The sequence below is a fragment of the Sphingomonas sp. UYP23 genome, from assembly GCF_054059235.1.
This window is the reverse complement of sequence record NZ_JBSSBX010000002.1, coordinates 146,520-171,673: the sequence shown is the minus strand read 5'-3', so window position 1 is coordinate 171,673 and position 25,154 is coordinate 146,520. Positions and strand designations below refer to the sequence as shown.

Genomic DNA, 25,154 nt, shown 5'->3' with positions numbered 1-25,154 from the left:
GGCGAGTTTTCGGACGTTCTGACATGTTTGTCGACACTTGAGCGGCGGATGCTGACGCAATCTTGATGCTTACGGCATTGCCGCCGTTATGATTATCTCGACGTCATGCCTCGGGACCGCCGGACCCACGCCGTAGGTGGCTCGGGTGGGTTTCCCGACGTCTGCGATCCACGCATCCCACACAGTGTTCATTGCGTCATAATCGGCCATGTCGGCGAGTAGGATGTTTGCTCGGAGCAAACGGTCCCGGCCGCTGCCGGCGCGTCTCAGCATGTCATCGATTTTGGCCAGCACCTGACTGGTCTGCGCCTCCACATCGTCACCCGGCGTGCCGACCTGCCCGGCCAGATATACGGTGTCGCGGTGGACGACCGCCTGGCTCATGCGTTCACTCTCCTCGATACGCACGATCGTCATGCCGCCTCCTCCTTTGAGCCTGTAAGGTGCGCTCGCAGCCAGCTCGCCGCATCGGTACTCAGATGCTCAAGGCGACAACCCAGATGTCGAACCAGATCCGCGGCCTCATGAAAACATTCGGGTTGGTCGTTCCAAAAGGCACGGGCCGCGTGTTCGAGGGCCATGTCCGCCGCCTGCTGGGAAGCAATGCAGAGCTCGCGCGGATACTCCTGCCGGTGCTCGAGGCCTGACGGAGCATGCGCGCCCATACCGCTGAGTTGAGCAAACAGCTCGTCGCCTCGGCGCGCGCGAGTGAAATGTCAGTTGCTCACGTCGATCCCGGGCGTTGGCGCGGTGACAGCCTCATTATTTGTGGCGGCGATCGAGGATCCAGCTAACTTCGCCAAGTCGCGCTCTGTCGGGGCATGGCTGGGTTTGACCACTAGGCGTTACCAGTCGGGCGAAGTCGACTACGACGGGGCTTTGTTGCAAAACTGATGGCGGGGATTCACGCAGGGAATCGAGCGGTATAGATAGGCGTAATGCCCAAACCTGCCGCACCTGTGTATCGTACGACGAACTGGCCTGAGTATAATGCGGCGCTGAAGCGGCGTGGGTCGCTGGAAATATGGTTTGATCCGGAGATGCACTGGCTTTCGAAGCCGTGTGGTCGCCCTGGTCGCCCGATGCGGTTTTCAGACAGCGCGATAGAGCTGTGCCTGACGCTGAAGACGCTGTTCAACCTGCCTTTGCGGCAAGTGACGGGGTTGGTTTCGAGCCTGATCAAAATGGCGGGGCTGGATTGGTCGGTGCCGGATTATACGACGCTGTGCCGACGGCAGAAGACGTTGAAGGTCAACCTCGGCGGGCGGATCAGCTCGGGCGGACTGCACCTGCTGGTCGACAGCACCGGGATCAAAATGACGGGAGAAGGCGAGTGGAAGACGCGCAAACACGGACCGTCCTACCGTCGCCAGTGGCGCAAGGTGCATCTCGGGATTGATGCTGGGACGCTGGATATCCGGGCCATTGAGGTCACGACGAATGCCATTGGTGACGCACCGACGCTGCCCGTTCTCCTGGCGCAAATTCCCGGAGACGAGCGGATACTCAGCGTCGGCGGAGATGGCGCTTATGATACCAGGGACTGCCATGCCGCTATTGCCGGGCGCGGTGCCGATGCGGTCATCCCGGTCCGCCGCAACGGGCAACCATGGGCAGAAGGCGGTCCCGGCGTCGATGCACGCAATGGAGCGCTACGCGCGACAAAGCGGCTTGGTCGCGCAATCTGGAAAAAGTGGAGCGGCTATCATCGCCGCAGTCTGGTCGAGACCAAAATGCACTGCTTCAAACTCCTGGGCCAGCGCGTTGTCGCCCGCACCTTCGATCGTCAGATTACCGAGCTCAAAGTCCGTGCTGCAATTCTCAATCGGTTCTCCGAAATAGGAACGCCGGTGACCGTCCGCATCCAATAACATCTTCAAGTAAAACGTCGGTCATGCTCTCGCGTAATTATGCAACAAAGCCCTACGACGGCCATATCTCCCGGCGCGGCGACAACCATCTGCGCGGACTTTTGTACGAAGCGGCGACGGTGATTCTGACACGCACGATGGCGGACAGCGCGCTGCGTACCTGGGGGCTAAAGCTCAAGGCAAAAATCGGCTTCAAGCGGGCGGCCGTGGCCGTAGCGCGCAAGCTCGCCGTGATCATGCACACCATGCTCATGTTAGGCGAATTGTTTGACCGTTCGGTCCCTGCCGTGGCCTGAAAGACCCAGCAAACCAGAAAGGACTCGTGACGCGCCGAGCTGGAACTCTTTTACCCTTTGCGTTCAGACTTTGAGCGCGCCGAGTCGTCCCTGTCGGGGCGCGGACAGGATCATTCCGTAACCAGGTTGCAGTTGCCCATTCACGCAAATTGCGTCCCAGACATTGGAAGATCCAGCCCACGAAAGCCTATCATGCGGCGGGCCTGATCCCCAACTCCCGTGCCTGCCGTGTCACCGGCAACGCGTGCGAACGGTCGATCATCGTTTTGCGCTCGGCAACAGTCCCGCCTTCCCGAGTGCCCCGGACAAAAAATCGTTCACCAGCGTCAGTTCGCCGATCTTGGCGTGCAACGTCTTCACGTCGATCGCCGGCTCGGCCGGCTCGCTATGGCCTTCCGATCCGAAAACCCCCGCGGCCCCTTCCAGCAGTTGGCCCCGCCACGTCGTGATCTGGTTCGGGTGAACGTCGAACTGCTGCGCCAACTCGGCCAACGTCTTCTCGCCCTTCACGGCAGCCAGGGCCACCTTCGCCTTGAAGGCCGGACTGTGGTTCCGGCGTGTTCGCTTCGTCATCTGATCTCCTGTTCGGCAGCCATGCTGGCCGCCTTCAGGCAGAAACTCCACTTAGCAGCCTGTCCAGATTTGCCGAGCCACCTCTTCGACGACGCGCGCGGCGACCTTGAGCAGCCGCAGGTGAATGGTCGCGAACTCGGCGGTGCGAAGCGGGGCGGTTGCGGGCATAGCGTGCCGCACGGCCCACATCAGCCAGTAGGCGGCGGTGTGAAGGATGAGCCGCATCTGATTGGCGTTGGCCGAGCAGCAGGAGGTTCGGTCGCTCTTCAGCTGCGTTTTATGCAGCTTGATCAAGTTTTCCGCCTGGCCGCGGGCGCAGTAAAGCGTGTCATAGATCCGTTCAGCGCTGCCCTCGGCAAGCGAGGTGACAACGAGGCGGATGTCGAGGCCGAGGCTGCTCGCCTCGATGCGAGCAACGACGCGACGTTCGGTATTCCCCCAGGTTTTCGCAGCGTAGCGCGTCTCGGCGTAACGCCGTAGTTCGACCAGTCCCTGCAATGCCCGGTCGGTCGCGCAGGCATCGCCTTCCCGAACGATGACGGGATCGGCGTGGAGCGTGCGGTTGCCGGGCAGCCCGAAGATGTAGTCGATGCCGTTCGCCTCGCACCAGGCCATCGGCTCTGGCCGACCGTAATGACCATCGCCGCGCAGCGTGATCCGGGTATCGGGCCAGTGGCGACGGATACGTCGCACGAGCCGGCGAACATGGCCGGCGACTTCCTTGCCCGACGGCGTTTTGCCGGTGCGCAGCAGCATCGCAACCGGCCGCCCGGTAGCGGTGTCGTAGACATGGATCGGCAGGAAGCAGCGCTCGCCATAGTGCCCGTTCCAGAAGGAGACCTGCTGCGCGCCGTGTACGACGTCGACGGTATCGTCGATGTCGAGCGTCACCGCCGCAGGCGGCACGGGGTAGCTCGCGCAATAGAGGTCGACCAGCGTACCGGTCAGACAGATCAACTCGCGCGTAGTCGGCGCATTCTCCCACCGGCTCATCGTCGGCTGGCTGGCCAGCCCGAACGGATCACCCGGCAGTTTGCCGAGCGCCAGCTTGAATCCTGGATCATGCCGCAGGGTGTCAAGATCGTCGGCGTCCTCATACCCACACGAGATCGCCAGCATGCGGGCGCGCAAGATGTCGGCAACCCGGTGGATCACCCTACCCTGATCGCGCGGATCAGCGATGCAGGCGGCGAGCCGATCCGCGATCCCCAACCGCCGCTCGGCCTGTGCGAGCAGCAGTACGCCGCCGTCCGACGTCAGCCGACCGCCGTCGAACGCGGCGGTGATTTTCCGACCACGAATGGCTGGGAAGGTGAAGGAGAACCCACTATCGTCGGCCATGGCGGTCGTGGCACTTTCTGTCGGGAGCAAAGGGATGGTTCTCTACTCCAAATCAAAGACTTAGACCACGATCGCCACCACCGATTTGGGCTCCCGATGAACAATCCGGGCTAAGGATCGCCAAAATTTTCGGTATTGTAGAAATGACATTTCGATTAGACCGGTAGTAGTTGATCATCAGGGGAATATCATGCGGCATCGTCATTGCATCCTTGCGAGCTTCCTTGTGGGTTCGGCTCTTTTATCCCCGGCTGCCGCTTTGGCAGCCCCGGCCCGCAACATCGTCCTTGTCCATGGTTCGCTGATTGACGGATCGGGTTGGCGCGCGGTCCACGACATCCTGGTTCGCGATGGCTTCAAGGTTACGATCGTTCAGGAGCCGCTAACGAGTCTGGACGCCGATGTGCAGGCCACCCGGCGCGTCATTGATCAGCAGGATGGACCGGTCATCCTTGTCGGCCACAGTTATGGCGGCGCCCTGATCACCGAGGCCGGCGGCGATCCAAAAGTCCGGTCGCTTGTCTACGTTGCTGCCTTCCAGCCAGATGTCGGAGAGACCGTGGCGCAACTTGGCGCGTCGATGCCGGCTCTGCTCCCGCCGACCGCCGTGAAAGCATGGCGCGACGGTTATGTTACGATCGACCCGATAGCTTTCTCCCGAGATGTTGCAGGAGATGTGCCCAAGGCAGAGGCAGCATTCATGGCGGCGTCGCAAGTTCAAACCAACGCCAGCGTATTTACTCAGAAAATCACCACCGCCGCGTGGCGGGCGAAAAAGAGCTACGCGATCGTGGCGACCGACGACCGCGCCATCAGTCCTGCATTAGAGCTTTGGATGTACAAGCGAGCTGGATCCGCCGTGACGGAAATCAAGTCCAGCCATGTCGTCTACATGTCTCATCCGCAGGCTGTTGCGTCAGTGATCGAACGCGCCGCGCGGGAGGCAAACTAAAATGATGACGTCCGATGACGGCGAAATCACGATCGTTGTCACCCAGCGCGTACGGGCCGGCGAAAACCACAGACGCATCTGCTGTTCTAGTGCTGGATCTCCGCCGAGGCCGTCGAGAAGCATCTGGTGACGCCACGAAAGGATCTTGTCCCTCAGCGTGGTGTAGCTTCAGCGGCGTAGCCGCTTTGATCTCTGGGCATGGCCGGATTGAACCGCGCCGGATCTACCGGAGGCGGGGGGTTGTGAGTCACGCTGCCATATCGATGTTGTTTGCGGCAGCATAATATTGATCTTCGGCTTCGGCAGGCGGGATATTGCCGATGGGCTCCAGCAGCCGTCGATGGTTGAACCAGTCGACCCATTCGAGGGTCGCATATTCCACCGCTTCGAAGGACCGCCAGGGTCCAAGGCGATGGATGACCTCGGCCTTGTAGAGGCCGTTGATCGTCTCGGCTAAAGCGTTGTCGTAGCTGTCACCGACGCTGCCGACCGACGGCTCGATCCCGGCTTCGGCTAGGCGCTCGGTGTACTTGATAGACACGTATTGCGACCCGCGGTCGCTGTGGTGGACCAGGCCGCCGCGATGCGCCGGTCGGCGATCATGCAGCGCCTGCTCGAGCGCATCCAGCACGAAGCTGGCGTGCGCCGTCCGGCTGGCACGCCAGCCGACGATCCGCCGAGCATAGGTGTCGATAACGAAGGCAACGTAGACGAACCCCGCCCAGGTCGCGACGTAGGTAAAGTCCGACACCCACAGCATGTTCGGCGCTGGCGCATAGAACTGGCGGTTGACGTGATCGAGCGGGCACGGCGCTGCCTTGTCGCTGATCGTGGTGCGCACTGGCTTGCCCCGGATCACTCCTGCCAAGCCCATCTCGCGCATCAGCCGTGCGACGGTACAGCGGGCGACGGGCACGCCCTCCCTTATCATCTGCCGCCAGACCTTGCGCACGCCGTAGACCGCGAAGTTCTCGGCGAACACGCGTGCGATCTCCGGCTTGAGGGCCACATCCTGCCGCGCCCGCGCCGACAGGCGTGTCGGATCCTGTCGCTGCGCGACGCGCTCGTGGTAGGTGGATGGGGCGATCGGCAGGACGCGGCAGATCGGCTCGACCCCATAGGCATCGCGGTGATCGTCAATAAACGCGATCATCGCCGGAACGGGCGGTCGAGCTCCGCCTGAGCAAAATATGCTGACGCCTTGCGCAGAATCTCGTTGGCTTGCCGCAACTCACGGACCTCGCGTTCCAGCGCCTTCACCTTGTCGGCAACTTCGGTCGGGACACCGGCGCGCTTGCCGCTGTTGACCTCCGCCTTCTTCACCCACTCATGCAGCGTCTGCGGAACGCAGCCGATCTTCTCCGCGATCGACACCACGGTCGCCCATCTGGACGGGTGATCCCGCTCGTAATCGAAAACCATCCGCACCGCTCGCTCGCGGACTTCCGGCGCAAACTTGTTCGTTGTCTTGCTCATACAGGCTCCACCTTCTCAGGAGTTGGAGCCTCCGGCAAACACGGGGCGGTTCACTAAGTCGATCGTTGCGATACCGGAGTCCGCTTCTGGCAAGTGCGCCATAACGCCAGAGCGATGCCAAAATGGCACCGCATCCTTGATTTTGGTATCTCGTGAGCGTTTCCCGCATAGGAGAGAGTGTGGGCATGTCACTAGATGATTGAAGTAGTCTGAGTAGCAAGGCCGAAGGTCGCGACTTCTTAAACCCGATGAACCGGCCCGTCGGCGACTACATGGGCGGCCATCGTGTCCTCACGTGTCCCGCTGGAATCCTTATTAAAAACAATAGCCGCACCGGCGCTCTAGAATGGTGCAGGCGATCAAGAAGGTTCGCAAATGATACCTGTTCGCTGTCTCCTCGCCATTTCGCTGGCCATCGCGCTTTCAAGTCTCGCTTCGGCACAGACACTTCGGCCGGTGATGACTGCCGCAGTCGCTGACGTTGGTCGACCGGAGCAGGATCGAGTGCGGGATGGCGTCCGTAAGCCAGCCGAAGTTCTCTTCTTCGCCGGTGTGCGTCCTGGCATGACGGTCGCCGAACTGGCCTCGGGGGGTGGCTATTACACCCGCCTTCTTGCCAAGGCGGTCGGTCCGCACGGAAGAGTGTTGGCAGTCGTTACGGCAGCTCAACGGGCGCGTTCCAGCGGCATGGACGTCCTCAGGGCTATCAGCGGAAACTATCCCAATGTCACTATCCTCAACGTCGAGGACTATGCGCACATGGAACTTCCCCAAAGTGCGGATATGTTCTGGACGACTGAGAATTATCACGACTTTCACAATGGTCCGACGGCCGATATCGCCGGCCTCGATAGAGCAGTTTTCCGAAATTTGAAAACCGGCGGTCTTTTTTACGTAGAAGATCATAGCGCCGTGCCAGGGGCGGGCCTGGGCACTACCTCAACGTTACACCGCATGGACGAGGACGTGGCGAAGCGCGAACTGGCAGACGCTGGGTTTAAGTTGATTGCTGAAAGCGACATATTACGGAATCCTCAAGATAATCGGGGAGGGTCGAACAGCGAGGTCGGTCACTTCGTTACCGATCGATTCATGCTGCGACTGAAAAGATAGCGTTCGCGGGGCGGTCACTTTCATCTGAAAGACAGTTGTGCGTCTACTTCGGCGTCGGCTGCTAGAGCTAGACAAACAACGAAAAGCGCCCGTCGGCCTCCTGCTCCGGCCCGTGTTCGGGCGGTCGTCGACGAACAGTCGCAGGGAGAGATCGAATGTCGAAAGAACGCTCACAGGGGGTGGCCGAAATTCAAATAGACAACATTGTGGACGGTCAGCGGTTTGGACCGGTCACCATTTTAATTATCGGCATCGCGATCCTCGCTATGGCAAGCGACGGCTATGATCTCGCCTCCATGGGGTACATTGCACCAGAGCTTTTGAAACAGTGGCACCTACCTCCGACGGCCCTGGTCCCAGCATTCTCTGCCGGGATCATCGGAATGATGATTGGGGGACCTGCGATGGGCCGGCTTGGCGATCGCTTCGGCCGAAAGCCAATGATCATCGTTGGTTTGGGTCTGATTGGCGTTTTGAACTTTATCATCACGGGAGTGCAGACGACTGGAGAACTTGTCGTGCTGCGCTTCCTGACCGGCCTGATGGTCGGAGGCGTTTTCCCCAACGTCGGATCACTGATCGCCGAGATGACGCCGAGGCGCATCAGGGGACGAATGCTAATTCTCATCAGCCTCGGCGTGCCGCTAGGTATCGCGTTGCCTGGGCGAGTGGCGGCTACTCTGGTGCCTTCGTATGGCTGGAAAGCAATTTCGCTAGTCGGCGGGTCGGCGCTGATCGCGGTAGCTTTGGCGGTTGCACTGCTGATGCCGGAGAGCATCAAATTCATGGTCGAGCGCGGGGATCGCGGCGCACAGGCGCGCCGACTAGCCCGAAGGCTGCGGCCGGATCTCGCCATCGGCGAGAGTACCCTGCTTCTTGCGGCCGACCGCGGTCCTTCCGGCTCTGCGCAGGGCTCCATGAGACCATTGTTCGCGGGGGCGCTCGTGCTGGTAACGCCAATGCTTTGGATCTGCCAAGCCGCTAATCAGATGGCAAACTTCTTCTCGTTGACCTGGCTGCCGACTTTGCTGCAGGCGGCCGGCGCGAGCACCGCCTCTGCAGGAGCGAGCGCGTCACTGTTCTCCATCGGAGGACTGGCTGCAGGTCTCCTACTGCTGCTTATTATCGACAGGCTTGGCGTGGTTCCGCTTGTAGCTATGTTCATGATTGGCACGCCGCTGGTCGCCGGCATCGCGATGACCGATCTTTCGCCTGCCATGCATAATCTGGTGATCGCGGGCGCTGGATTCTGCGTGACTGGCGTGCAGTTGGGCCTCACCGCGCTTCTCGGTCTACTCTATCCGACTGCGATCCGCTCGATGGGGACCGGCTGGACCCAGGCGGCTGGGCGGCTCGGGGCGCTCGCCGCGCCAGTCGTCGGCTATGTTCTTCTCGGCCTTCACATTCCAATCAGCCGCCTGCCGATCGCCCCGGCCGCGCTCCTGCTGGTCGGTGGTATCGGATGCGCGGTGCTGACATGGGCCTGCCGTCGGCAATTCGGCAGCTTTCGCGTTGCCGAATTCTCGATTGCGGAAGGCGCGGCCGAGCCGCCGCTGGATCCCGTTGGCGGGATCGCCTGACTACTCTCAGTCTCAACGGGCCGCAAACTCCTGCAACCGGTCCCTCAGGCGTGTGGCGAAAGCATCTCCGGTGCGCTCGCGAAGGCGGGCTTCAGCTACTTCAAGGCCGTAACGAACATCGGCGAGCATCGAAAGGCCATCCTGCGTAAAGTCAATCGTCTTGGCTCGCCCGTCCGCAGGGTCCTGGCGGCGCACGACGAAGCCAAGGCCCTCCGCCCGATCGACCATCTCACGCATCGTCTGCTTGGTAACGCGCGCGAGCGCTGCAATGTCGGTCAGGCGAGCGCCCGCGAGATCAAGATTACGGTAGAGGCCGAGCGAAACCTCATTGACCGAGTGCCAGCCGCGGCCGTGCGCTACGCTCAACGCCTCGCGTGAGAAGCGGCGAGCGGATGTCCCGAAAAGCCGGCCAAGGTTATCGAACAGACTTTCCTTATCGTCAGCCTTTGGTTGCGGACCTGCCGTTGCGGCTTGCGTGTATTCTCTAAGACGGCTCTGCGTTTCCAGCAAGAACTGCCGGCCGAACGTGGTGAGGACGTCCTGGTCCGCCACTTTAATCCCATCGCGTAAACAAGCGAGCAGCCGCGACCCGGCGAGGGTCGGGTAAACGACCTTTGCGCGTCGGTCATGGGGGTCGGGCCGACGCTTAACCAGACCCATCGCCTCCGCTCGATCAACGAGTTCGATCATGCTCTGCTTCGTCACATTTGCCTGCGATGCGAGCACTGTGAGTCGCACGCCCGCGCAATCAAGATGATGGAACAGCGTGAGCTGAGCCGCTGAAACGGCTAGAAATCCTCCCTCCTGCGTCACACGGAGCTTTTCGCGGACGCAGCGGTCCGAGGCATGGAACAGCAGCGCTCCGAGGTTGCTAGCGCGCCATGTCGTATCCGGAAAAGGCGTTGTTCCAGGTACGTCCGTCAAGAGGGCAGATACGATCGTCACATAGGTCGCATAAAGTCTTCCCCCACAGCATACCAGCGGGAGGATTGATCAGGTAATATCCGTTGCCTCAGTCCGCCGACCCTATGCGATCCATTATGCTGCGGTATTCCGCGCTGGTGGGCACGTAGGGGCTAGTGCGGTTAAAATGACTTCGCCCGATAGCTTCGACCATCTCGTCAAGGGAGCCGATTTTATAGCCTGCGTCGATCAGCGTGGAGGGCAGACCGAGCGACACTACAAGCGCGGCCAGCGCGTCCGCGATGTCATCGCTTTCGGAGAGGCCGAGCGCGGCGGCTAGACGTGCGGACTTCTCGGGCAGATGTGGCGCGAGTAGACGGACGGTGTGCGGCAATGCGATGCCGATCAAAGTGCCGTGATGAACGTGCTGGTCGGCGCATACCACGGCGATGGCATGCGCTGGGCCGAGGCCCTTGTGGATCGCCGCACCACCGGCGAAAGCTGCAGCCATCAGCGAAGCACGCGCCGCTTCGCCTTCCGGCTCCAGTGCGGCATGGATGCTGGCGACGATCCGTCCGGCACCGTCAAGCGCAAGCGCGTCGGCGACCGGATTCGGTGGATCGGCGAAAAAGCCTTCCACGCAATGCGACAAGGCATCGATCGCAGTGGCCGCGATGAGCCGGCGAGGCAGAGTGCGAGCCAGGTCGGGGTCGCACAGCGCCACCCGCGGCACCAGTAGCGAGTGTCGGGTACCTATGACAGGGCTGCCCGTTACGAGATGCAATCCTGCCACCGGCGAGCTGTCGCTCCCTGTACCAACAGTCGTTGGTATCGCGATCAGCGGGACTACCGCTCGGATAAGTTCGGGTTTGCCGACCAGCGCTGCGGCGTCGGTCAGGCCGCTCCCAATTACCGCAACCACGATCTTTGCGGTGTCCAGCACCGAACCGCCTCCGAGCGCCACCACGCAATCACAATCCGCATCCTGATAGGCCTGCAAAGCGCCATCGGCGCCCGCCGCCGTCGGGTTTTCCGGCACATCGAGGAAAGTAGCGACGATTCCGGGGGCGGCCGCCTGCACCGCTTTCACCGACCCTGCTCGCTCAAGCCCACGATCGCTTAGCAAGAGAGGACGTTGCGCGCCCAATTGCGCTAACTCTGCCGGCAGCGCAGCAAGGGATCCGGATCCGAACACCAGCCTCGGCAACGATAATGCAAGACCCATTTTTCCCCTCCGGCCGGTGCGCGTCCGGCTTATTGCAACGCGCGATCAAGAATAGTAAGGAAGCCGAACGGTGTCTAGTCCGTTAGCGGCCAGGCAACCCGACGATTAACCGCCATGCGAAGTGGCACGAACGATCAGGAGAGCGTGGTGAACGAGATGACGTCGATCCAGCCGTTAGGGCGCCGCACAACACATTTCATTGACGGACAGTGGTCCGAGCCCGGCGGCCGCACATTCCCCGACATCAACCCGTTCAACGGCGAAGTCATCGCGGACATTGCCGCGGGCGGACGAAAGGAAGCCGAGGCGGCAGTCGCCGCGGCAGCTGCGGCGTTCCCGGCATGGGCGGCAATGCCGCCGGCCGAGCGTCAACGGCTGTTCCTCAAGGCGGCCGACATCACCGAGAGACGACTGGAGGAGATCGTCAAGATCATGGCGATCGAGAACGGGTCGAGCAGGGTGTTTGCCGCGTTCCAGATCCGGCTGTCCGCAGCCATGTTGCGACAGGCAGCGAACTACGGCTACCTCCCTTGCGGCGACGTCATGCGCTCCGACAATCCCGGCCGGGTCGCGATGGTGACCAGGAAGCCTTTGGGCGTTGTCGCAGGGTTCACGCCCTGGAACGGGGCCTTCTACCTCGCGTGGCGCGCCTTCCTGCTGCCGATGGCATGGGGAAACACGACGGTCATCAAGCCTTCCGAGCTGGCTCCGATCTCCGCAGGCCTGATCCACGCCGAGATCCTCGAGGAAGCCGGCTTTCCGGCGGGTAGCTTCAACCTCGTCACCCACGCGCCAGGCGAGGCTGCGGCGGTCGCCGACGTGTTCTTCGAAAGTAAGGCGGTGCGGTGCATCAACTTCACCGGCTCCGACAAGACCGCACGGATGCTGGGGGAACGCGCCGGTCGCGCGCTCAAACGGATGGTGCTGGAACTGGGCGGCTTCAACCCGATGATCGTCATGGGGGATGCCGACATCGACGAGACGGTGCGGGCCGCGACGTTCGGCGCCTTTTTACATCAGGGTCAGGTGTGCATGAACACGCGCAAGATCTATGTCGACCGTTCGATTCATGACGAATTCCTGAGCAAGCTGGCAGCCAAGGTAGGCTGCCTCAAAGTGGGCGATCCCGCCGACCCGAGCGTGATAGTCGGGCCCCTCATCAACCAAGCTGCAGTGGACCAGACGGCGGCCCGTATAAAGGACGCGCTAGATCGCGGCGCGACGCTGGTCCTTGGAGGTAAGTCCGAAGGGTTACTGTTCGAACCGACGATCCTCGCCAACGTTCCCAAGGACGCCGTCTGCACGACCGGCTGCGACGAGACATTTGGCCCGATGCTGGTGGTCGAGGCATTCGACGACGCAGAAGAAGCTCTAGCGGCGGCTCAGGACACGCCGTACGGCCTCAGCGCCTCGATCATGACGCGCGACCATGCCCGCGCGTTCGACATGGCGCAGCGCTTCGACACCGGCATCGTGCACATTAACGCGCCGACCATGGCCAGCGAGGCGTCGCTCCCGGTCGGCGGCGTCAAGGACTCGGGCTGGGGCCGGTCCGGCCACTACTCGATGGAAGACTTCACAGAAGCCCGACTGGTGACGATGACGAACGGGAAATCCTTCTATCCGTTCTGACGCGTAACAGCGATGGGGCCCGTCCCGGTTCCGGCCGGTGACGGGCCCCATCTCGTCTTCTGTGCCGTTGGCGGCTAGAAGCTGCCCAATGGAGTTGGTAGCATCAGCGCGGAAGATCATCGACGGGGAACGGCTGGCATGACAGCCGAGATCGAGTGCGAGCACGACCGGCTCGCCCTGCAGATATCCGCGATCCGCTCGCACGAGGCTCTCGGCCGTTCGCTGGCGTTGGACCGGCTGCTCCAGTTCCTGTTCGACTGCTCCGTCGAGGGACGAATCCCGAAAGGCGTCGAGATCGCAGATCAGGTCTTCGGCAAGGCGGTCGGGAACGACCAGGATTCGCCCGTACGCGTCCACATCCACCGATTGCGCCGCAAGCTCGACGAATACTACGCGGGTCTGGGCGCGGATGCAGATGAACGGGTCATACTGCCCAAAGGCGGGTACCGGCTGGCGCTCGAGCCGATGCGCAAGAGCGCAAGTTCGGTCGAAACGACAGGACATGTCGATAATCTTAGCGCCGGTGGCACGATTCGTCCCTTCTCGCAGGTGCTTCTGGCTTCGGCCGGTCTGTTGCTGCTTCTGCTGCTCGTCGCTTCCACCACGTGGTGGCTGGCCCGGCGTCCGGACGCCTCCCTCCGGGTGGTGCGGGCCAGCGCCGCCTGGCAACCGGCGCTCACCAACGGGCGAAAGCTCGCGATCGTGCTCGGTGACTTTTACATCTTTGGCGAGCGTGATGCCGACGGAGACATCGCGCAGCTCGTTCGCCGATTCGATGTCAATTCGCCGCAGGACCTTCGACAGTTTCTATCCCAAAACCCCGAACGGGCACCTAGCGACGTCGATCTGGGGCTCGACTATCTGCCGCTCGGGACCGGCGGCGCACTGCGCGCGGTCGTACCAGTCGTCAGGAGCGACGACCGAACCACGAGCCGGGACTTCGTCGTCCCTGCGTCTCAGCTCTCCCCGGAGATGCTCAAGCTCACCAACTTAGTCTATCTCGGCTATCTCAGTGCGCTCGGCCCCTTGCGCGACCCGGTATTCAGCAACTCGCGTTTCAAAATTGGAGGCTCATACGACGAGATCGTCGATCGCCGGACCGGGAAAAGCTACATGGCGGGTTCCCATCTTGACGAAACCGCTTCGAACTCAACTCAGGACTATGCGCTAATCACGTGCTTTACAGGGGTGTCGGGCAATTGGATCACGGTGATCGCGGGCACGCGCGATGCCGCGCTGATGCAAGCGGCGGACTACGCGACCAGACCGGACGGTCTGGCGGCTGCAACCCAGTCGATAACGCCGGGCACGGCGTTCGAGGCGCTGGTGGCCGTGGAGAGCCTGCGCAACGTGGGGCTGCGTGCGCGGCTGATCGTACTTTCTCCGAGACGGGGCGAGATCGACTGGTCGGGACGGCGGAGCCAACGTTTTCCAGATGCGCTCGAAACGTCATCGACACGATGATAGCCAGGCGCCTGCGGATCACCACCGAACCTCGCGCATCGACCGGTGAACGTTGAAAAACGGTTCGCAACCTGCCGCCGAGCTGGGACCCGGGATACCTCTTCGACGGGGCGAGCAATGTCGCGCGTCAGGAGAGTACAATGCATCTATCGCTCGCTGGCGCAGCGCTCCTCGCCGCGCATATCCCGCTCTGCGCTCAGGCGCAGGAGGTCCCCTCCCCGCAGGCGTCCGACGCGAATCAAGACATAATCGTCACTGCGTCGCGCACAGACCTCCTCGGACAGGCGACGACTGCCAGCCAAGGGACGATCACGCGTGAGGAGGTCTCGCTACGGCCCGTCTACCGGCCTGGCCAACTGTTCGAAAGCATTCCCGGCCTCGTGGTCACGGTCCACTCGGGCGAGGGCAAGGCAAACCAGTATCTTATCCGCGGATACAATCTCGACCACGGCACCGACTTCGCGGTGTTCGTCGACGACATGCCGGTGAACCGCCCGACCAACACCCACGGCCAGGGCTATACCGACCTAGCCTTCCTGATGCCTGTCACCGTCGCCGGAATCGACTACACCAAGGGTCCATATTACGCCGGCATCGGAGACTTTGGGTCGGTCGCCTCCTCGCATGCCGGGCTGGAGAACGAACTCCAGACCCAGGCGACAGTGACGATCGGTACGGAGGGCTACCAGTCGGCCGTGGCCACGCAAACGCTTCGTTTCTCGGGCGGCCAGCGGCTGCTCGGTGCCGCGGAGGTCAGTCACTATAGTGGCCCGTGGGAACCAGGGCAGGACTTCCGCAAAGTGAACGCAGTGTTGCGTTACAGCCGAGGCGGGAAAAGCGATGGCCTCAGCATAACGGGCATGTTCTACCAGAGCACAGGCCTACTTACGACAGATCAGCCTCTGCGCGCCATCCAGAGCGGGCTGATAAGCCCGTTCGGCACGCTGGATCCAAGCGACGCGAGCCGATCGATGCGCTACAGCCTATCCGCGCATATCGACAAGTCGCTCGGCTCCGGCCGGTTTGCGGCAAGCCTGTACGGCATCCATAGCACGATGACGCTCTGGAACAACTTCACGCACTATCTCGACGATCCCGTGAATGGCGATCAGGAGGAGCAAAACGAGACCCGCACCACCGTGGGCGGTGCGCTCGCCTACACGCTGAAGGGGAAGTTGGGTGCCATCGGCGCCGATCTGACGCTCGGACTGCAAGCGCGGTACGACACCGTGTTCGCCGACCGCCGCCACACCGTCGGCCGAACGACCACCCTACCCTATTGCGAATTCGAACAAGCGGACGGGTCGGCGCTCGTTTTCCCAACGGTGGGCGGCTACTGCACCGCGGACCGGGCGCACCTCCTTGACCTCGCGCCATACGCCCAGGCCACCTTCCGCCCGACGCCGTGGCTCCGCGCGGTGCTGGGGCTGCGCGAGGAATATTATGCCGCAACCGACACGAGCATCACCACCGGAACTGGGGGGCGCGGGCACGAATGGCTGACCCAGCCGAAGGCGAGCCTGATACTAGGGCCGTGGGCCAAGACCGAGCTCTATCTCAGCTACGGTCGAGGCTTTCATTCGAATGACGTGCGCGGCGTGTTCGGCACGGTGCCGCAGCAGGGTGCCCCGCTCGCAAGCGGACCCACCCCGCTGCTCGCCACTACCAACGGTTACGAGGTCGGACTTCGCAGTGACATCATGCCGCGGCTGCAGTTCCAGCTCGCGGCGTTCCAGCAGGATTTCGGATCCGAGCTGGCCTACAATGCCGACATCGGCCAGGACGAAGCGGGTGCCCCCAGCCGGCGCCGCGGAGTGGAGGTATCGGCGCAATACCATCCCGTGCGCTGGCTGGAACTCAACACCGACCTCGCCTTCTCACAGCCGCGCTACCGCGGCGCCAACCTCGCCGACTTCAATCTGAGAGGTCCGTACATCGCCGATGCACCCGACTTCATCTATTCGGCTGGCGTCTTGGTGAACGGTCTGGGCCGGTGGTCGGGCGGGCTGCAGTGGCGACGGCTCGGCACCCACTCGCTGACCGATGGCCCCCGCGATCCGACCGACGGGGGCTACAGCGAGTGGAACCTCGACGTCCACTACGCCCTGCCTGGCGGTTTCAGTGTCGCGATCAGCATCTTCAACCTCTTCCAGAGCCACGACGATGCCGCCGACTACTACTACACCACGCGCCTTCCCGGCGAACCGGCCGAGGGGGTGGCCGGCTATCAAGTGCATCCCCTGGAGCCGCGCTCCGCGCGATTCTCGCTGAGCAAGACGTTCTGACTTGGCGCCAGGGGATTTCACGAAGCCTCAGCGACGAACTAGGTTCTGCCACGGGGGGCTGGCGGGCGGATAGCCGCTGGCGATCTCACGATAAACCGTCTGTGTGTAGCTCGGAAACATCGGGCTCGAGCCAACCTCGGGCAGCGCTTGGACAACCTCAGCCTCAGACTTGCCGGCGTAGACCATCGCCTTCACCTGCTCGCGCCGCTGCTCCGCATCGCGCAACCGCGCCTCAAGCTGCGCTCGGCTCTCGATTTCGCCGTGGCCTGAGACGATCGTTTCGGCCTTGAGCGCCAAGATCGCGCGAACCGCTTCCATCCAGCCAAGAGACGACCCGCCGATGTGCACGACAGGGAACCGGCCGATGTTGGTGGTGACGATATCGCCGCCGTAGACGACCTTCTGCGCCGGAAGATACACGATTAGATCGCCGCTAGTGTGCGCGGGCGCAACGTACATGAGCACCATCCGCACTCCGTCCAGCGTCATAGCCTCCGTCGCCCCGATCGTGCGCGCGGGCAGGTAGCCGGCCGCGAGATTGCGGTATAGCGGCCCGTTGACCGGTCCGCCGTCCTGCGCGGCGGCACTGGCCTGGATCTCCGCGCGAGCGTTTTCCTGCGCGATGACGGCCGTGCCGGCCGGAAGGCCGGGGACCCCGCCGATATGATCGGGATCGGCGTGCGTCAGGATGGCGGTGTTGACCGCCTTCGGCGTCACGGTCGCGATCTGCGCCAGCTCTTTGCGCGCGTCGTCGGCCGTGTACTGCGCGTCGATCACAACGACTCCCGTGTCCCCGACCACGAATCCCGAGTTGGATCGGCCGCCGCTGACCCAGTACGCGCCTCCCTTGAGGTGATGGACCGCGAGCGTGACGGGGCCGGGACCCTGCTGCGCGGCAGCGGGGGCGGACGCCAGTGCGATCAGCGCCAGCGTTAGTCGGACTCCATTATTCACCAACATCTCTCATTTCCTTTTCTTTTATGCCGTATTGGGGCCGCGACCCCAAATCTTGCTGTCAGCTCGTCAAACCCACTTAAAAAGGTGGGTCGCCCGCAGGAGTTACGGTTCTCTCGATCCAGCCCCCGCAACCATTGGAGGTGGCGTCCTTGCGGCCTAGGGAAGTCAACGCGTTCAGGCGAAACTCCTCCCCAGGAACCAGTACGTCCCCACCGCGACAAGTCCTGCGGCGCAGACGTCCACGGTGATAGACCGGGGAATCGTCAAGTGGACTCGCCGCAGCGCTATCACGAAACCCGTGAGCAATAGCACGATCGTCAACTGCCCGATCTCGACACCCAGGTTGAAGCCGACCAGGATCTCGGCGAGCTTCTGCGGCGGCAGTCGGCTTTCCAGCAGATCCGCCGCGAACCCGAACCCGTGGATCAGTCCGAAGACGAGCGTCACCACCAGCCGAATGCGGCCCGCATCGCGCAAGTGCCCAGAAACCATAATGTAATTGGCCGAGAAAATCGCCGAACCGACCAGCAGCAGCGGTGGAAGTAGCCCGATCCCGAACAGGCGTAACGCCGCCATCAGCGCCAGGCTTCCCCCCGTCCACAACGCAACGGTACCCGGGCGGCCGGACGCTACGGAAACATTCTCCGCGCCGATCAGGGCGATAGTGAGCGCCACCAGCGCGTCGATGAATTCCGCATGCGGGCGAATGACGCCCGTCACTGCTAGCGCCAACGTCAGACTGTGCCCGATAGTGAAGCCGGTGACCACGAACACGAGGTCGCGTAGCCGTCGCGAGATCAGCACCAGCCCCAGAAGGAACGACATGTGATCGATCCCCGTGAAGATGTGCATGATACCCATGCCGATGAAGCGAAGCAGACTGGCGCTCTCCAGTCCCGCCCCATTGGCGCTTCCCAAGTCGATGCCCGGGTCGTCGGCCGTGATGAGCTGCTCGATGAAATCCCCGTCAGGCCGCTGGATCTGCGCGAAGTTGACGTGGGTCGGCACCAGATCGAAGAAGGCAGCATCACGCAGCCGCATCTTGTCGACGGATAAGCAGGCATACTCGAACTCGGCGCGGCGAAACCCGGGTGCCGCGATCAGCATGCGCGGCGGCGCGGCCAGCTTGCACGCCTGTCCCCCGGCATCGACACCCAGCCGCGCGCGCAAGTACGTGAGCAGCGCCCGGTCATCAGGCCGACTTCCGTCGCGCATGATCCTCTTTGCCTCGACGTCGGCGACGCTGAAGTTGAGGTGCACGACTGACCCGTCGATAGTCCATGCGCCATGCGACTCGCTGCGCGTATGTGCCGCCGCAGGCATCGCGAAGAATAGGCTATATGTAAGCAGAAAGGCGATCATCCATTTCACTGATAGCCCTCGGCCGTCTGCACGTCCGCACGCTTGCGCAGGAAGCGCTCATTGGCGCCGGTGAGCTGCTTGGTCTGTACGTCGATGAAAGCCGCAAGGACCTTGTCACGTGCGTCCGCGAAGGGCTCCGCAACGGGGACGATGTTCTTTCGGATCACCAGAAGGTGAACGCCGTCAGGTAACCTGACCGGTACTGAGACGTCACCCGCCTTCAGTGCCCGCGCGACGGCGAACAGCCGATTACCGAGATGAATTCGCGCGGCAAAGTAGAATTCGTCTCCGCCCGCCATACGCCCTGAATGTGGAGCAGCCCGATTCGCCGCGACATCGTCCAGTCCGGCACTACGCAGACCAGCGACTGCCGCGTCGATTTCGCGGGTTGTGGCATCGCGATGCAGGACGTGATCCGCGACCTCAATTACCCCTTCGCTCTCGAACACCCCCCGGTTGTGATTGTAGAAATTCTGCAGATCCTGCTCGCTGGGCTGCGCTATAACGGCGTCCGCCGCGCTCTGCGCCTCAACGGCGCCGACGAGAGCCTGCCGGACCTCGATCGTGTCGGACTGGAGACCGAGTTCGACGCCGCGTTGCACGTAGAGCTCCTCGCGGATCATGTCGTCCAGAGTCTTGTGCTTCTGCGCTGGGGTCGCCTGATCGAGAGACACGTCGTACAACGCCCGGAGCTGCCCGATGTAATCGCTCATGAGGATCGGGACCTGGTTGACGAGTGCAACATCCTCCGCCGGTACGTACGACGTCCGAGTGCCTTTGGCCGTAAACAGACCAAGTCCCGCGATCGCCAGGCCGAGCAGCGCGCCGAACGCACACAGCAGCAGCGAGCGGCGCGCGCCGGGTCGAGCGAGCGACCACATGTCGCGTTTCTGACCCGCCCCATGAGTCGGATCGGAAGTAGGTGCAGGTTGCGCTGAATCAGTCACGGTCGGTGGGCTCCCGCTGGCCGGGCCGGGACAGCGACGCGGTGTATACGGCGATCGTGCGCGCCTCCACCGCCGTCAGGATCCGGGAATAGGCGGGGCTTTTCCCTCCCCGCCCCTCGCGGATCGTAAGCTCGAGCGCTGCCGGCGTGCCGCCGTACAGCCAAGCGTCGTCGAGCAGATTGGGTGCCCCGACGGCCTCGTCGCCGGCCGCATCGTCGCCATGACAGTCGTAGCATCCCCCGCTCCCGGCATACAGCTTCGCACCGCGCGCTGCCGCTGCCGCATCGGTCTCCGCGCCATGCTTAAGCTGTAGAAATTGGATGACGTCGCGTATCTGGCCGGGCGTCATCGGCGGGATCGGCTCGAGCGCATAGGGTTTGGCGTGCGCATAGGCCGGCATGGAGGCGAGCTGCCATCCCCGTGGATCGCCGGAGCGGATGCCGTGGAGGACGATCTGCTCGATCTCGGCCACCTTTCCGGTGCCGTAGAGGAAGTCTTGGTCGGTCAGATCCGGTACGCCTCGCCCCTGATCCGGGCTTCCGTCGCGGTGACATGATGCGCAATGCCGCTTGAACCCCGCCTTCCCCAGCGTCAGAGCCGTGCGAGCGAGCGCCGGGCGGTCGAGGATCGTCTCGGGATCGACCCGCATCAATTGTTCGCGGGCGTGGCGATCCTGCGTCGTGATCGCTGCGGCGACGACCGTGCCCAGCAGGGCGGTCGATACGCTCAGCATCGTCATCAGGCGCAGCGAGGGGCTCATCGATCTCCTTTGCAAGCGAGCGGCCGTCCGCCAATTGAGCCATCACCCTCCACGGACGCGGCGGGAACGGACTGTTGCACCTGCCTCGGTCCGGCAACACTTTCACGGTTTCGGAACCGTTCGCGGATCGTTACATTAGGTTGATCGAGCTTTCGGCGACCGTCGCTCATGAGGGCTGCAGGGCATGCCGGTCGGGAAACCCAGCGCATCTCTGACTGTCTTACTCGCAATGTCGGCCAGAGCTCGTTTCAGCGCGAACAGCAGTCCGTTCTATGGCTGGCGCCATCGACCGGTCGGATCAAACCTTCACCACTGCTGGCTCGACCGCGAACGGCTGATCGTCCACCTCGTAATTGTGGACGAAATCGTGTGGCACTTCTGGCCCCCAGCTCGCGAGACTGTCCTCCATAGCGTAGTTGGTCGGCGTCCACAAAGCGTGGTCGTCGATGTGATCCATGTCAGAGAAATACTCGAACCACGATCCCCACGGATCCTGGATGTAGTGAAAGAAGTTGGACCCGATCGTATGTCGACCGAAGCCCCAGTCGCCGCGCCGGCTCTTAGCCAGCAACGCCTGGCCGCCACGACCGACCTCGTCGGGATCCTGTACTTGGAAGCTAGCATGGTGGAAGCCGACCCCGGGCGACTTGGCAAAGGCGACGACATGGTGGTCCGAGTCCTTCGTCGCGCAGGTAAAGGCGATGATGTCCTGTGCTTGGTCAGCAAGCCCCATCCCCAATGCTTTGGTCACAAATTCGACGCTTTCCGGCACGTTCGGACTGAACACCAGGATGTGGCCGAGCCGAAGCGGTTTGGCCGGAGGGTAGGCGCTATGAGGGAGGACGGCTGAGCGGCGCTTGCGTACGATCCGTCCAGGCGCGTTTACCTCGAACGACGTCTCGGCCGCAACGAGCTCCGCGTCGGCCCGCTGCTCGGAAAGGTGGATCAGCATGTCATGCGGATCTTCAATCCAGAGCCCGTTGTCCTCGAAGCCCGCCGGGGCGGCGACCAGCTTGCCGCCATGCACCGGCACGGCGGCGGCGATGCCATCCAAATCCTCGGCGCGCAGGGAGATGTGATGCAGGCGCTTGCGTGCATATCCACCCAGGAGAACGATCGAGTCGCGATCTTGGCCCTCGCACCGGATGCGGGCAACGTCGCCATCGACGTCGGCGACGAGCCCCGCATCGGTATAAAACCGCACACCCGGCGTCACGTCCGGAACTTCCAGCGTCATCGACAATGCGCCAAGAACGGCCATCTCTATCTCCTCAGGCTGGATCGGCGACCCGGTTTTCGATGGCCCCGATCCCGTCGATTTCGCAACGGACGATATCGCCCGGCTGCAGGAACTGTTGCGGATCCATCCCTATGCCGACGCCCTCCGGGGTACCTGTTGCGATCAGATCGCCTGCCTCGAGCGTGAAAGCCGTCGAAAGGTACGCAATCTGCTTCCAAAGGTCATTGACCATCAGGCCGGTATTGCTCGATTGCCTAAGCTCGCCATTCACATAGGCACGCAGGTCCAGATTGTGGGGATCTGGCAGTTCGTCGGCGGTGACGATCCAGGGACCGATTGGCCCATGCGTGTCGAAAGACTTACCCATCGTGAAGGTGGGGGTGTGGAATTGCCAGTCCCGAGCCGAAACGTCGTTGGCGACCGTATAGCCGAACACGTGGTCCTTCGCGTCCGCCTCACTCACGTGCTTCGCCGGGGCGCCAATCACCACCGCCAGCTCCACTTCGTAGTCCAGCTTCTCCGTCACACCGGGTTCGATATGATCATAAGGACCGGCTAGACAGGTCGTCTGCTTGTTAAACCAAGTCTGATGCTTGGCGCGCGCGACCCCAAGCTTGTCCGCCTCTTCAAGGTGCTTGGCGTAGTTCATACCGATCGCCAGATATTTCCCCGGCCGCTCGATCGGGGCAAGCAGTTCCACGTCGGCCAGCGCGACAACCGTACAAGCGGTCTCGATGTGCGATCGTATCTTCTCGAGCGCTTCAAAGCCGCCGTCAATAACCGCCTTCATCGTGTAAAAACCAAGCGCGGCCAACGGCACGACGCCATCGTCCTTGACCGCGCCGACCTGAACTTCACTGCCCTGCCGATACCTGACTAACTTCACGTCTCATCCTTTCGTATGCTTCGATGCCGTGTTCCATGATATTCGCCATTCGTTACAACGGAGCGATCCCGAACAGACTCTCGGCATTTTGGTGGGTTATCTTCCGCATCGCGTGGTCGTCGAGCGGCGCGGCGCGAATAAACGGCACCGCCTCGGCAGTCTGCTCGTAGGGGTAATCGACCGCGAAGAGGATGCGATCACTCCCGAACATGTCGAGGCAGAATTGCAGCGGTGGATTGCTCATCATCCCGCTAGTAGTGATGTGAAAATTGGTCCGAAAATATTCCGACGGCAGGCGCGAAAGCCGCTTCATGCCCAATGGCTCTAGGCCGCCGCGCCGCAGGATGTTCTGGTAGCGGTTATCGAGCCGCCCCAGCCAGAACGGCAGCCCTTCACCCAGGTGGCCCAACACGATCTGCAGCGTTGGGAAAGTCTCGAACACGCCGCCGAGGATCATACGCACCACGTGCACCGAGGCGTCGGCGCCGAAGCCCCAAAGCGCGCCCATCATGCCATAGTCCGAATAAGGCTTGATCATCGCCTCTGATGGGAAAGCGGGATGGATATAGACCGGAGCATCGCACGCCACCGCCGCTTCGAAGATTGGCCAGAATTTCGGATCGTCGAGATACTCACCATGAGTGTGCGAGTTGATGATGATCCCGCCGAGCTTGAGGTCGCGGTTGCTGCGATAAACTTCACGCGCAGCGCGCGCCGGGTCCTGCGGCGCCACCGCCGCCAGACCGGCGAACCGCGTCGGATGCCGCGCGATCGCTTCCGCCAACCGGTCGTTGGCAAGCGTTGCGAGTTCGGAGCCGAGGCCGGCGTCGAATGCCTGCACACCTGGCGACGTAATACTAAGCAGGTGCATGTCCACGCCGAACTCGTCCATTTCGCCAAGACGGAAATCGAGGTCGGTCAATTGCCGCACCGCTTCGGGTCGACTGTAGTAGATCGACAGGTACCGCGCCGGCGCGGAGTCGAGGTGCTTCGTCAGTTTGATATACTCGTCGATGTACTCGACAGGCGCAAACGCTTCTTCCGTGGCGATCAGGCGCATCAGCGGTTCAAGCCCGCGCGGCTTGCAACTGAAATTTGCCCTCTCCGCGGCAATGAAACGTTCATCGATTGATCCCTCCAGAAATGCGCCATTCAATCTGCGCTTCGTCAATGCTACTACACCTCGGCGCTGGTCCGGAGATAACAAATTCATTCGAGCGATGCGGTAGATCCCCCGGACTGACCGCTTCTACTATCGCGTTGCCCGCTTGGCATGGCGGTCCTATGTCCTCTTCCCGATAGACCGGAGAGGTTGGTACAAGCGTGAAATTGAATCATCTGCGTGACGTGATCGCCGTGGCCGAGCATGGAAGCCTGCGGGCTGCCGGGCGTCACCTCGGCGTGGCCCAACCCGCGATCACCCGTAGCATTAGAGAGATGGAGCACGAACTCGGCGCGACGCTCTTCGAGCGTCATGCGAAAGGCGTACGCCTTACCGAGATCGGACAGGCGTTCGTGCGCCGGGCGAGCGCTGTCCATTCGGAGCTTCGTCGCGCACGCGAGGAAGTCGAGCAGCTTAAGGGCCGCAACGTTGGGGAAGTTTCCGTATCGCTTTCGACGGCGTCCAGTCTCAGCCTGATGCCATCGGCGGTAGCCGCATTCCGCAAGCAGTATCCTGACGTTGTCCTAAAAATCGCCGAGAACTTCTTTCAGGCCGTGGAGCCTGAGGTTCTTTCCGGCGCTGTCGACTTTTACGTGGGCCCGGTCGACATCAGCGCGGCGTCGCAGCAGTTTGCAGTGGAGAAGCTGTTCGACAACCGCAGGATCGTGTTGGCGCGCAAAGGCCATCCGCTCGCGGGCGCACTCACGCTTCGAGAACTCGCCGGCGCCGAATGGATCCGTCCTGTCCTGTCCGGCGGCAATACGGAGGTGGACTTCGATCTGCTCTTCAAGGAGCAGGGACTCGCTCCGCCCAAAGTCGCACTTCATGCTCGCTCGGCGATGGTGACCCTCCTGTCGATAATAACCTCTGACCTGATGACCGTGCTCCCGCAGCAATGGATCGACCTCCCCTTGATCGCCAACGTGATCGAGGCCGTGCGCCTTGACGAGCCGCTGCCGGGCGTACCCATCTGCATCGTCCGTCGGCGGGACATGCCGCTCACACCAGTAGCCGAATTGTTTTGTGACCTGATGCGACGCGCCGCCTCCAGCTATCTGCATCGTCGCGATCAGGAATTGGCCAACCCGAGTAGCGGACCACTCTAACCGCGAAGTCCGCGGCGACTTTA

Annotated in this window: 19 protein-coding genes, 4 pseudogenes and 1 other annotated feature; of the genes and pseudogenes, 10 read left to right on the top strand and 13 right to left on the bottom strand. The window is 62.3% G+C overall.

Annotation, left to right across the window (positions count from 1 at the left end):
* Positions 1-69: 69 nt before the first annotated feature.
* Complete coding sequence (locus ACVWYO_RS23810; RefSeq protein WP_457355422.1) at positions 70-417, bottom strand: RidA family protein; 348 nt, start codon at positions 415-417, stop codon at positions 70-72.
* 26 nt (positions 418-443) lie between these two features.
* On the opposite strand from ACVWYO_RS23810, the pseudogene ACVWYO_RS23805 reads away from it, so the two are divergent.
* The 3 genes and pseudogenes from ACVWYO_RS23805 to ACVWYO_RS23795 all read left to right on the top strand — a co-directional run.
* Positions 444-876, top strand: a pseudogene (locus ACVWYO_RS23805) (transposase); the annotation flags it as partial.
* A gap of 62 nt (positions 877-938) precedes the next feature.
* Entirely contained in the window at positions 939-1,871 is a 933-nt protein-coding gene (locus ACVWYO_RS23800; RefSeq protein ID WP_457348219.1) for an IS5 family transposase, read from the top strand.
* A 53-nt stretch (positions 1,872-1,924) separates the two neighbouring features.
* Positions 1,925-2,167, top strand: a pseudogene (locus tag ACVWYO_RS23795) (IS110 family transposase); the annotation flags it as partial.
* Positions 2,168-2,372: 205 nt separating this feature from the next.
* On the opposite strand, the pseudogene ACVWYO_RS23790 reads toward ACVWYO_RS23795, so the two are convergent.
* Both ACVWYO_RS23790 and ACVWYO_RS23785 read right to left on the bottom strand, forming a co-directional pair.
* A pseudogene (locus ACVWYO_RS23790) lies at positions 2,373-2,740 on the bottom strand (transposase); the annotation flags it as partial.
* 72 nt (positions 2,741-2,812) lie between these two features.
* A pseudogene (locus ACVWYO_RS23785) lies at positions 2,813-4,081 on the bottom strand (IS1380 family transposase); the annotation flags it as partial.
* Positions 4,082-4,271: 190 nt separating this feature from the next.
* Between ACVWYO_RS23785 and ACVWYO_RS23780 the strand changes: the two are divergent.
* Positions 4,272-5,033, top strand: coding sequence for an alpha/beta hydrolase (locus tag ACVWYO_RS23780; RefSeq protein WP_457355420.1), 762 nt, complete (start codon positions 4,272-4,274; stop codon positions 5,031-5,033).
* A gap of 247 nt (positions 5,034-5,280) precedes the next feature.
* On the opposite strand, the gene ACVWYO_RS23775 is transcribed toward ACVWYO_RS23780, so the two are convergent.
* A protein-coding gene (locus ACVWYO_RS23775; RefSeq protein WP_457355418.1) for an IS3 family transposase occupies positions 5,281-6,509 on the bottom strand; the annotation gives its coding sequence in 2 pieces (ribosomal slippage) (positions 5,281-6,221 and positions 6,221-6,509; 1,230 coding nt in all).
* Positions 6,112-6,228: a sequence feature (AL1L pseudoknot), on the bottom strand. Its footprint overlaps the gene before it by 117 nt.
* 375 nt (positions 6,510-6,884) lie before the next feature.
* On the opposite strand from ACVWYO_RS23775, the gene ACVWYO_RS23770 reads away from it, so the two are divergent.
* On the top strand, positions 6,885-7,622 hold the full coding sequence (locus tag ACVWYO_RS23770; protein ID WP_457355416.1) for a class I SAM-dependent methyltransferase: 738 nt from the start codon (positions 6,885-6,887) through the stop codon (positions 7,620-7,622).
* Between the two features lie 155 nt (positions 7,623-7,777).
* Positions 7,778-9,202, top strand: coding sequence for an MFS transporter (locus tag ACVWYO_RS23765; protein ID WP_457355414.1), 1,425 nt, complete (start codon positions 7,778-7,780; stop codon positions 9,200-9,202).
* A 12-nt stretch (positions 9,203-9,214) separates the two neighbouring features.
* Here ACVWYO_RS23765 and ACVWYO_RS23760 read toward each other — a convergent pair whose 3' ends face one another.
* Positions 9,215-10,126: a MarR family winged helix-turn-helix transcriptional regulator gene (locus ACVWYO_RS23760; RefSeq protein ID WP_457355412.1), complete on the bottom strand. Its 912-nt coding sequence runs from the start codon at positions 10,124-10,126 to the stop codon at positions 9,215-9,217.
* 88 nt (positions 10,127-10,214) lie between these two features.
* A complete protein-coding gene (locus tag ACVWYO_RS23755) occupies positions 10,215-11,330 on the bottom strand; it encodes an iron-containing alcohol dehydrogenase (protein WP_457355410.1) in 1,116 nt (371 codons plus the stop codon).
* A gap of 156 nt (positions 11,331-11,486) precedes the next feature.
* Between ACVWYO_RS23755 and ACVWYO_RS23750 the strand changes: the two genes are divergently transcribed.
* The 3 genes from ACVWYO_RS23750 (at position 11,487) to ACVWYO_RS23740 (ending at position 16,711) form a co-directional block, all read left to right on the top strand.
* On the top strand, positions 11,487-12,962 hold the full coding sequence (locus ACVWYO_RS23750) for an aldehyde dehydrogenase family protein (protein WP_457355589.1): 1,476 nt from the start codon (positions 11,487-11,489) through the stop codon (positions 12,960-12,962).
* 138 nt (positions 12,963-13,100) lie between these two features.
* Positions 13,101-14,426: a helix-turn-helix domain-containing protein gene (locus tag ACVWYO_RS23745; protein WP_457355408.1), complete on the top strand. Its 1,326-nt coding sequence runs from the start codon at positions 13,101-13,103 to the stop codon at positions 14,424-14,426.
* 140 nt (positions 14,427-14,566) lie between these two features.
* Complete coding sequence (locus ACVWYO_RS23740) at positions 14,567-16,711, top strand: TonB-dependent receptor (RefSeq protein ID WP_457355406.1); 2,145 nt, start codon at positions 14,567-14,569, stop codon at positions 16,709-16,711.
* A gap of 27 nt (positions 16,712-16,738) precedes the next feature.
* On the opposite strand, the gene ACVWYO_RS23735 is transcribed toward ACVWYO_RS23740, so the two are convergent.
* The 7 genes from ACVWYO_RS23735 to ACVWYO_RS23705 all read right to left on the bottom strand — a co-directional run bounded on the left by ACVWYO_RS23735 (position 16,739) and on the right by ACVWYO_RS23705 (position 24,034).
* Positions 16,739-17,671 (bottom strand): MBL fold metallo-hydrolase, encoded by a 933-nt coding sequence (locus tag ACVWYO_RS23735; RefSeq protein WP_457355404.1) that lies wholly within the window; start codon positions 17,669-17,671, stop codon positions 16,739-16,741.
* 171 nt (positions 17,672-17,842) lie between these two features.
* Complete coding sequence (locus ACVWYO_RS23730; RefSeq protein WP_457355402.1) at positions 17,843-19,030, bottom strand: HupE/UreJ family protein; 1,188 nt, start codon at positions 19,028-19,030, stop codon at positions 17,843-17,845.
* Between the two features lie 5 nt (positions 19,031-19,035).
* The gene (locus tag ACVWYO_RS23725; protein WP_457355400.1) at positions 19,036-19,911 is read right to left on the bottom strand and encodes a peptidylprolyl isomerase; all 876 of its coding nucleotides are present in this window, start codon (positions 19,909-19,911) and stop codon (positions 19,036-19,038) included.
* 58 nt (positions 19,912-19,969) lie between these two features.
* Positions 19,970-20,737: a c-type cytochrome gene (locus ACVWYO_RS23720; RefSeq protein WP_457355398.1), complete on the bottom strand. Its 768-nt coding sequence runs from the start codon at positions 20,735-20,737 to the stop codon at positions 19,970-19,972.
* Between the two features lie 298 nt (positions 20,738-21,035).
* The gene (locus tag ACVWYO_RS23715) at positions 21,036-21,998 is read right to left on the bottom strand and encodes a VOC family protein (protein WP_457355396.1); all 963 of its coding nucleotides are present in this window, start codon (positions 21,996-21,998) and stop codon (positions 21,036-21,038) included.
* A gap of 10 nt (positions 21,999-22,008) precedes the next feature.
* A complete protein-coding gene (locus ACVWYO_RS23710) occupies positions 22,009-22,863 on the bottom strand; it encodes a fumarylacetoacetate hydrolase family protein (RefSeq protein WP_457355394.1) in 855 nt (284 codons plus the stop codon).
* A 52-nt stretch (positions 22,864-22,915) separates the two neighbouring features.
* On the bottom strand, positions 22,916-24,034 hold the full coding sequence (locus ACVWYO_RS23705; protein WP_457355392.1) for an amidohydrolase family protein: 1,119 nt from the start codon (positions 24,032-24,034) through the stop codon (positions 22,916-22,918).
* A gap of 152 nt (positions 24,035-24,186) precedes the next feature.
* Here ACVWYO_RS23705 and ACVWYO_RS23700 point away from each other — a divergent pair, with 152 nt between their 5' ends.
* On the top strand, positions 24,187-25,131 hold the full coding sequence (locus ACVWYO_RS23700; protein ID WP_457355390.1) for a LysR substrate-binding domain-containing protein: 945 nt from the start codon (positions 24,187-24,189) through the stop codon (positions 25,129-25,131).
* The last annotated feature ends 23 nt before the right edge of the window (positions 25,132-25,154 follow it).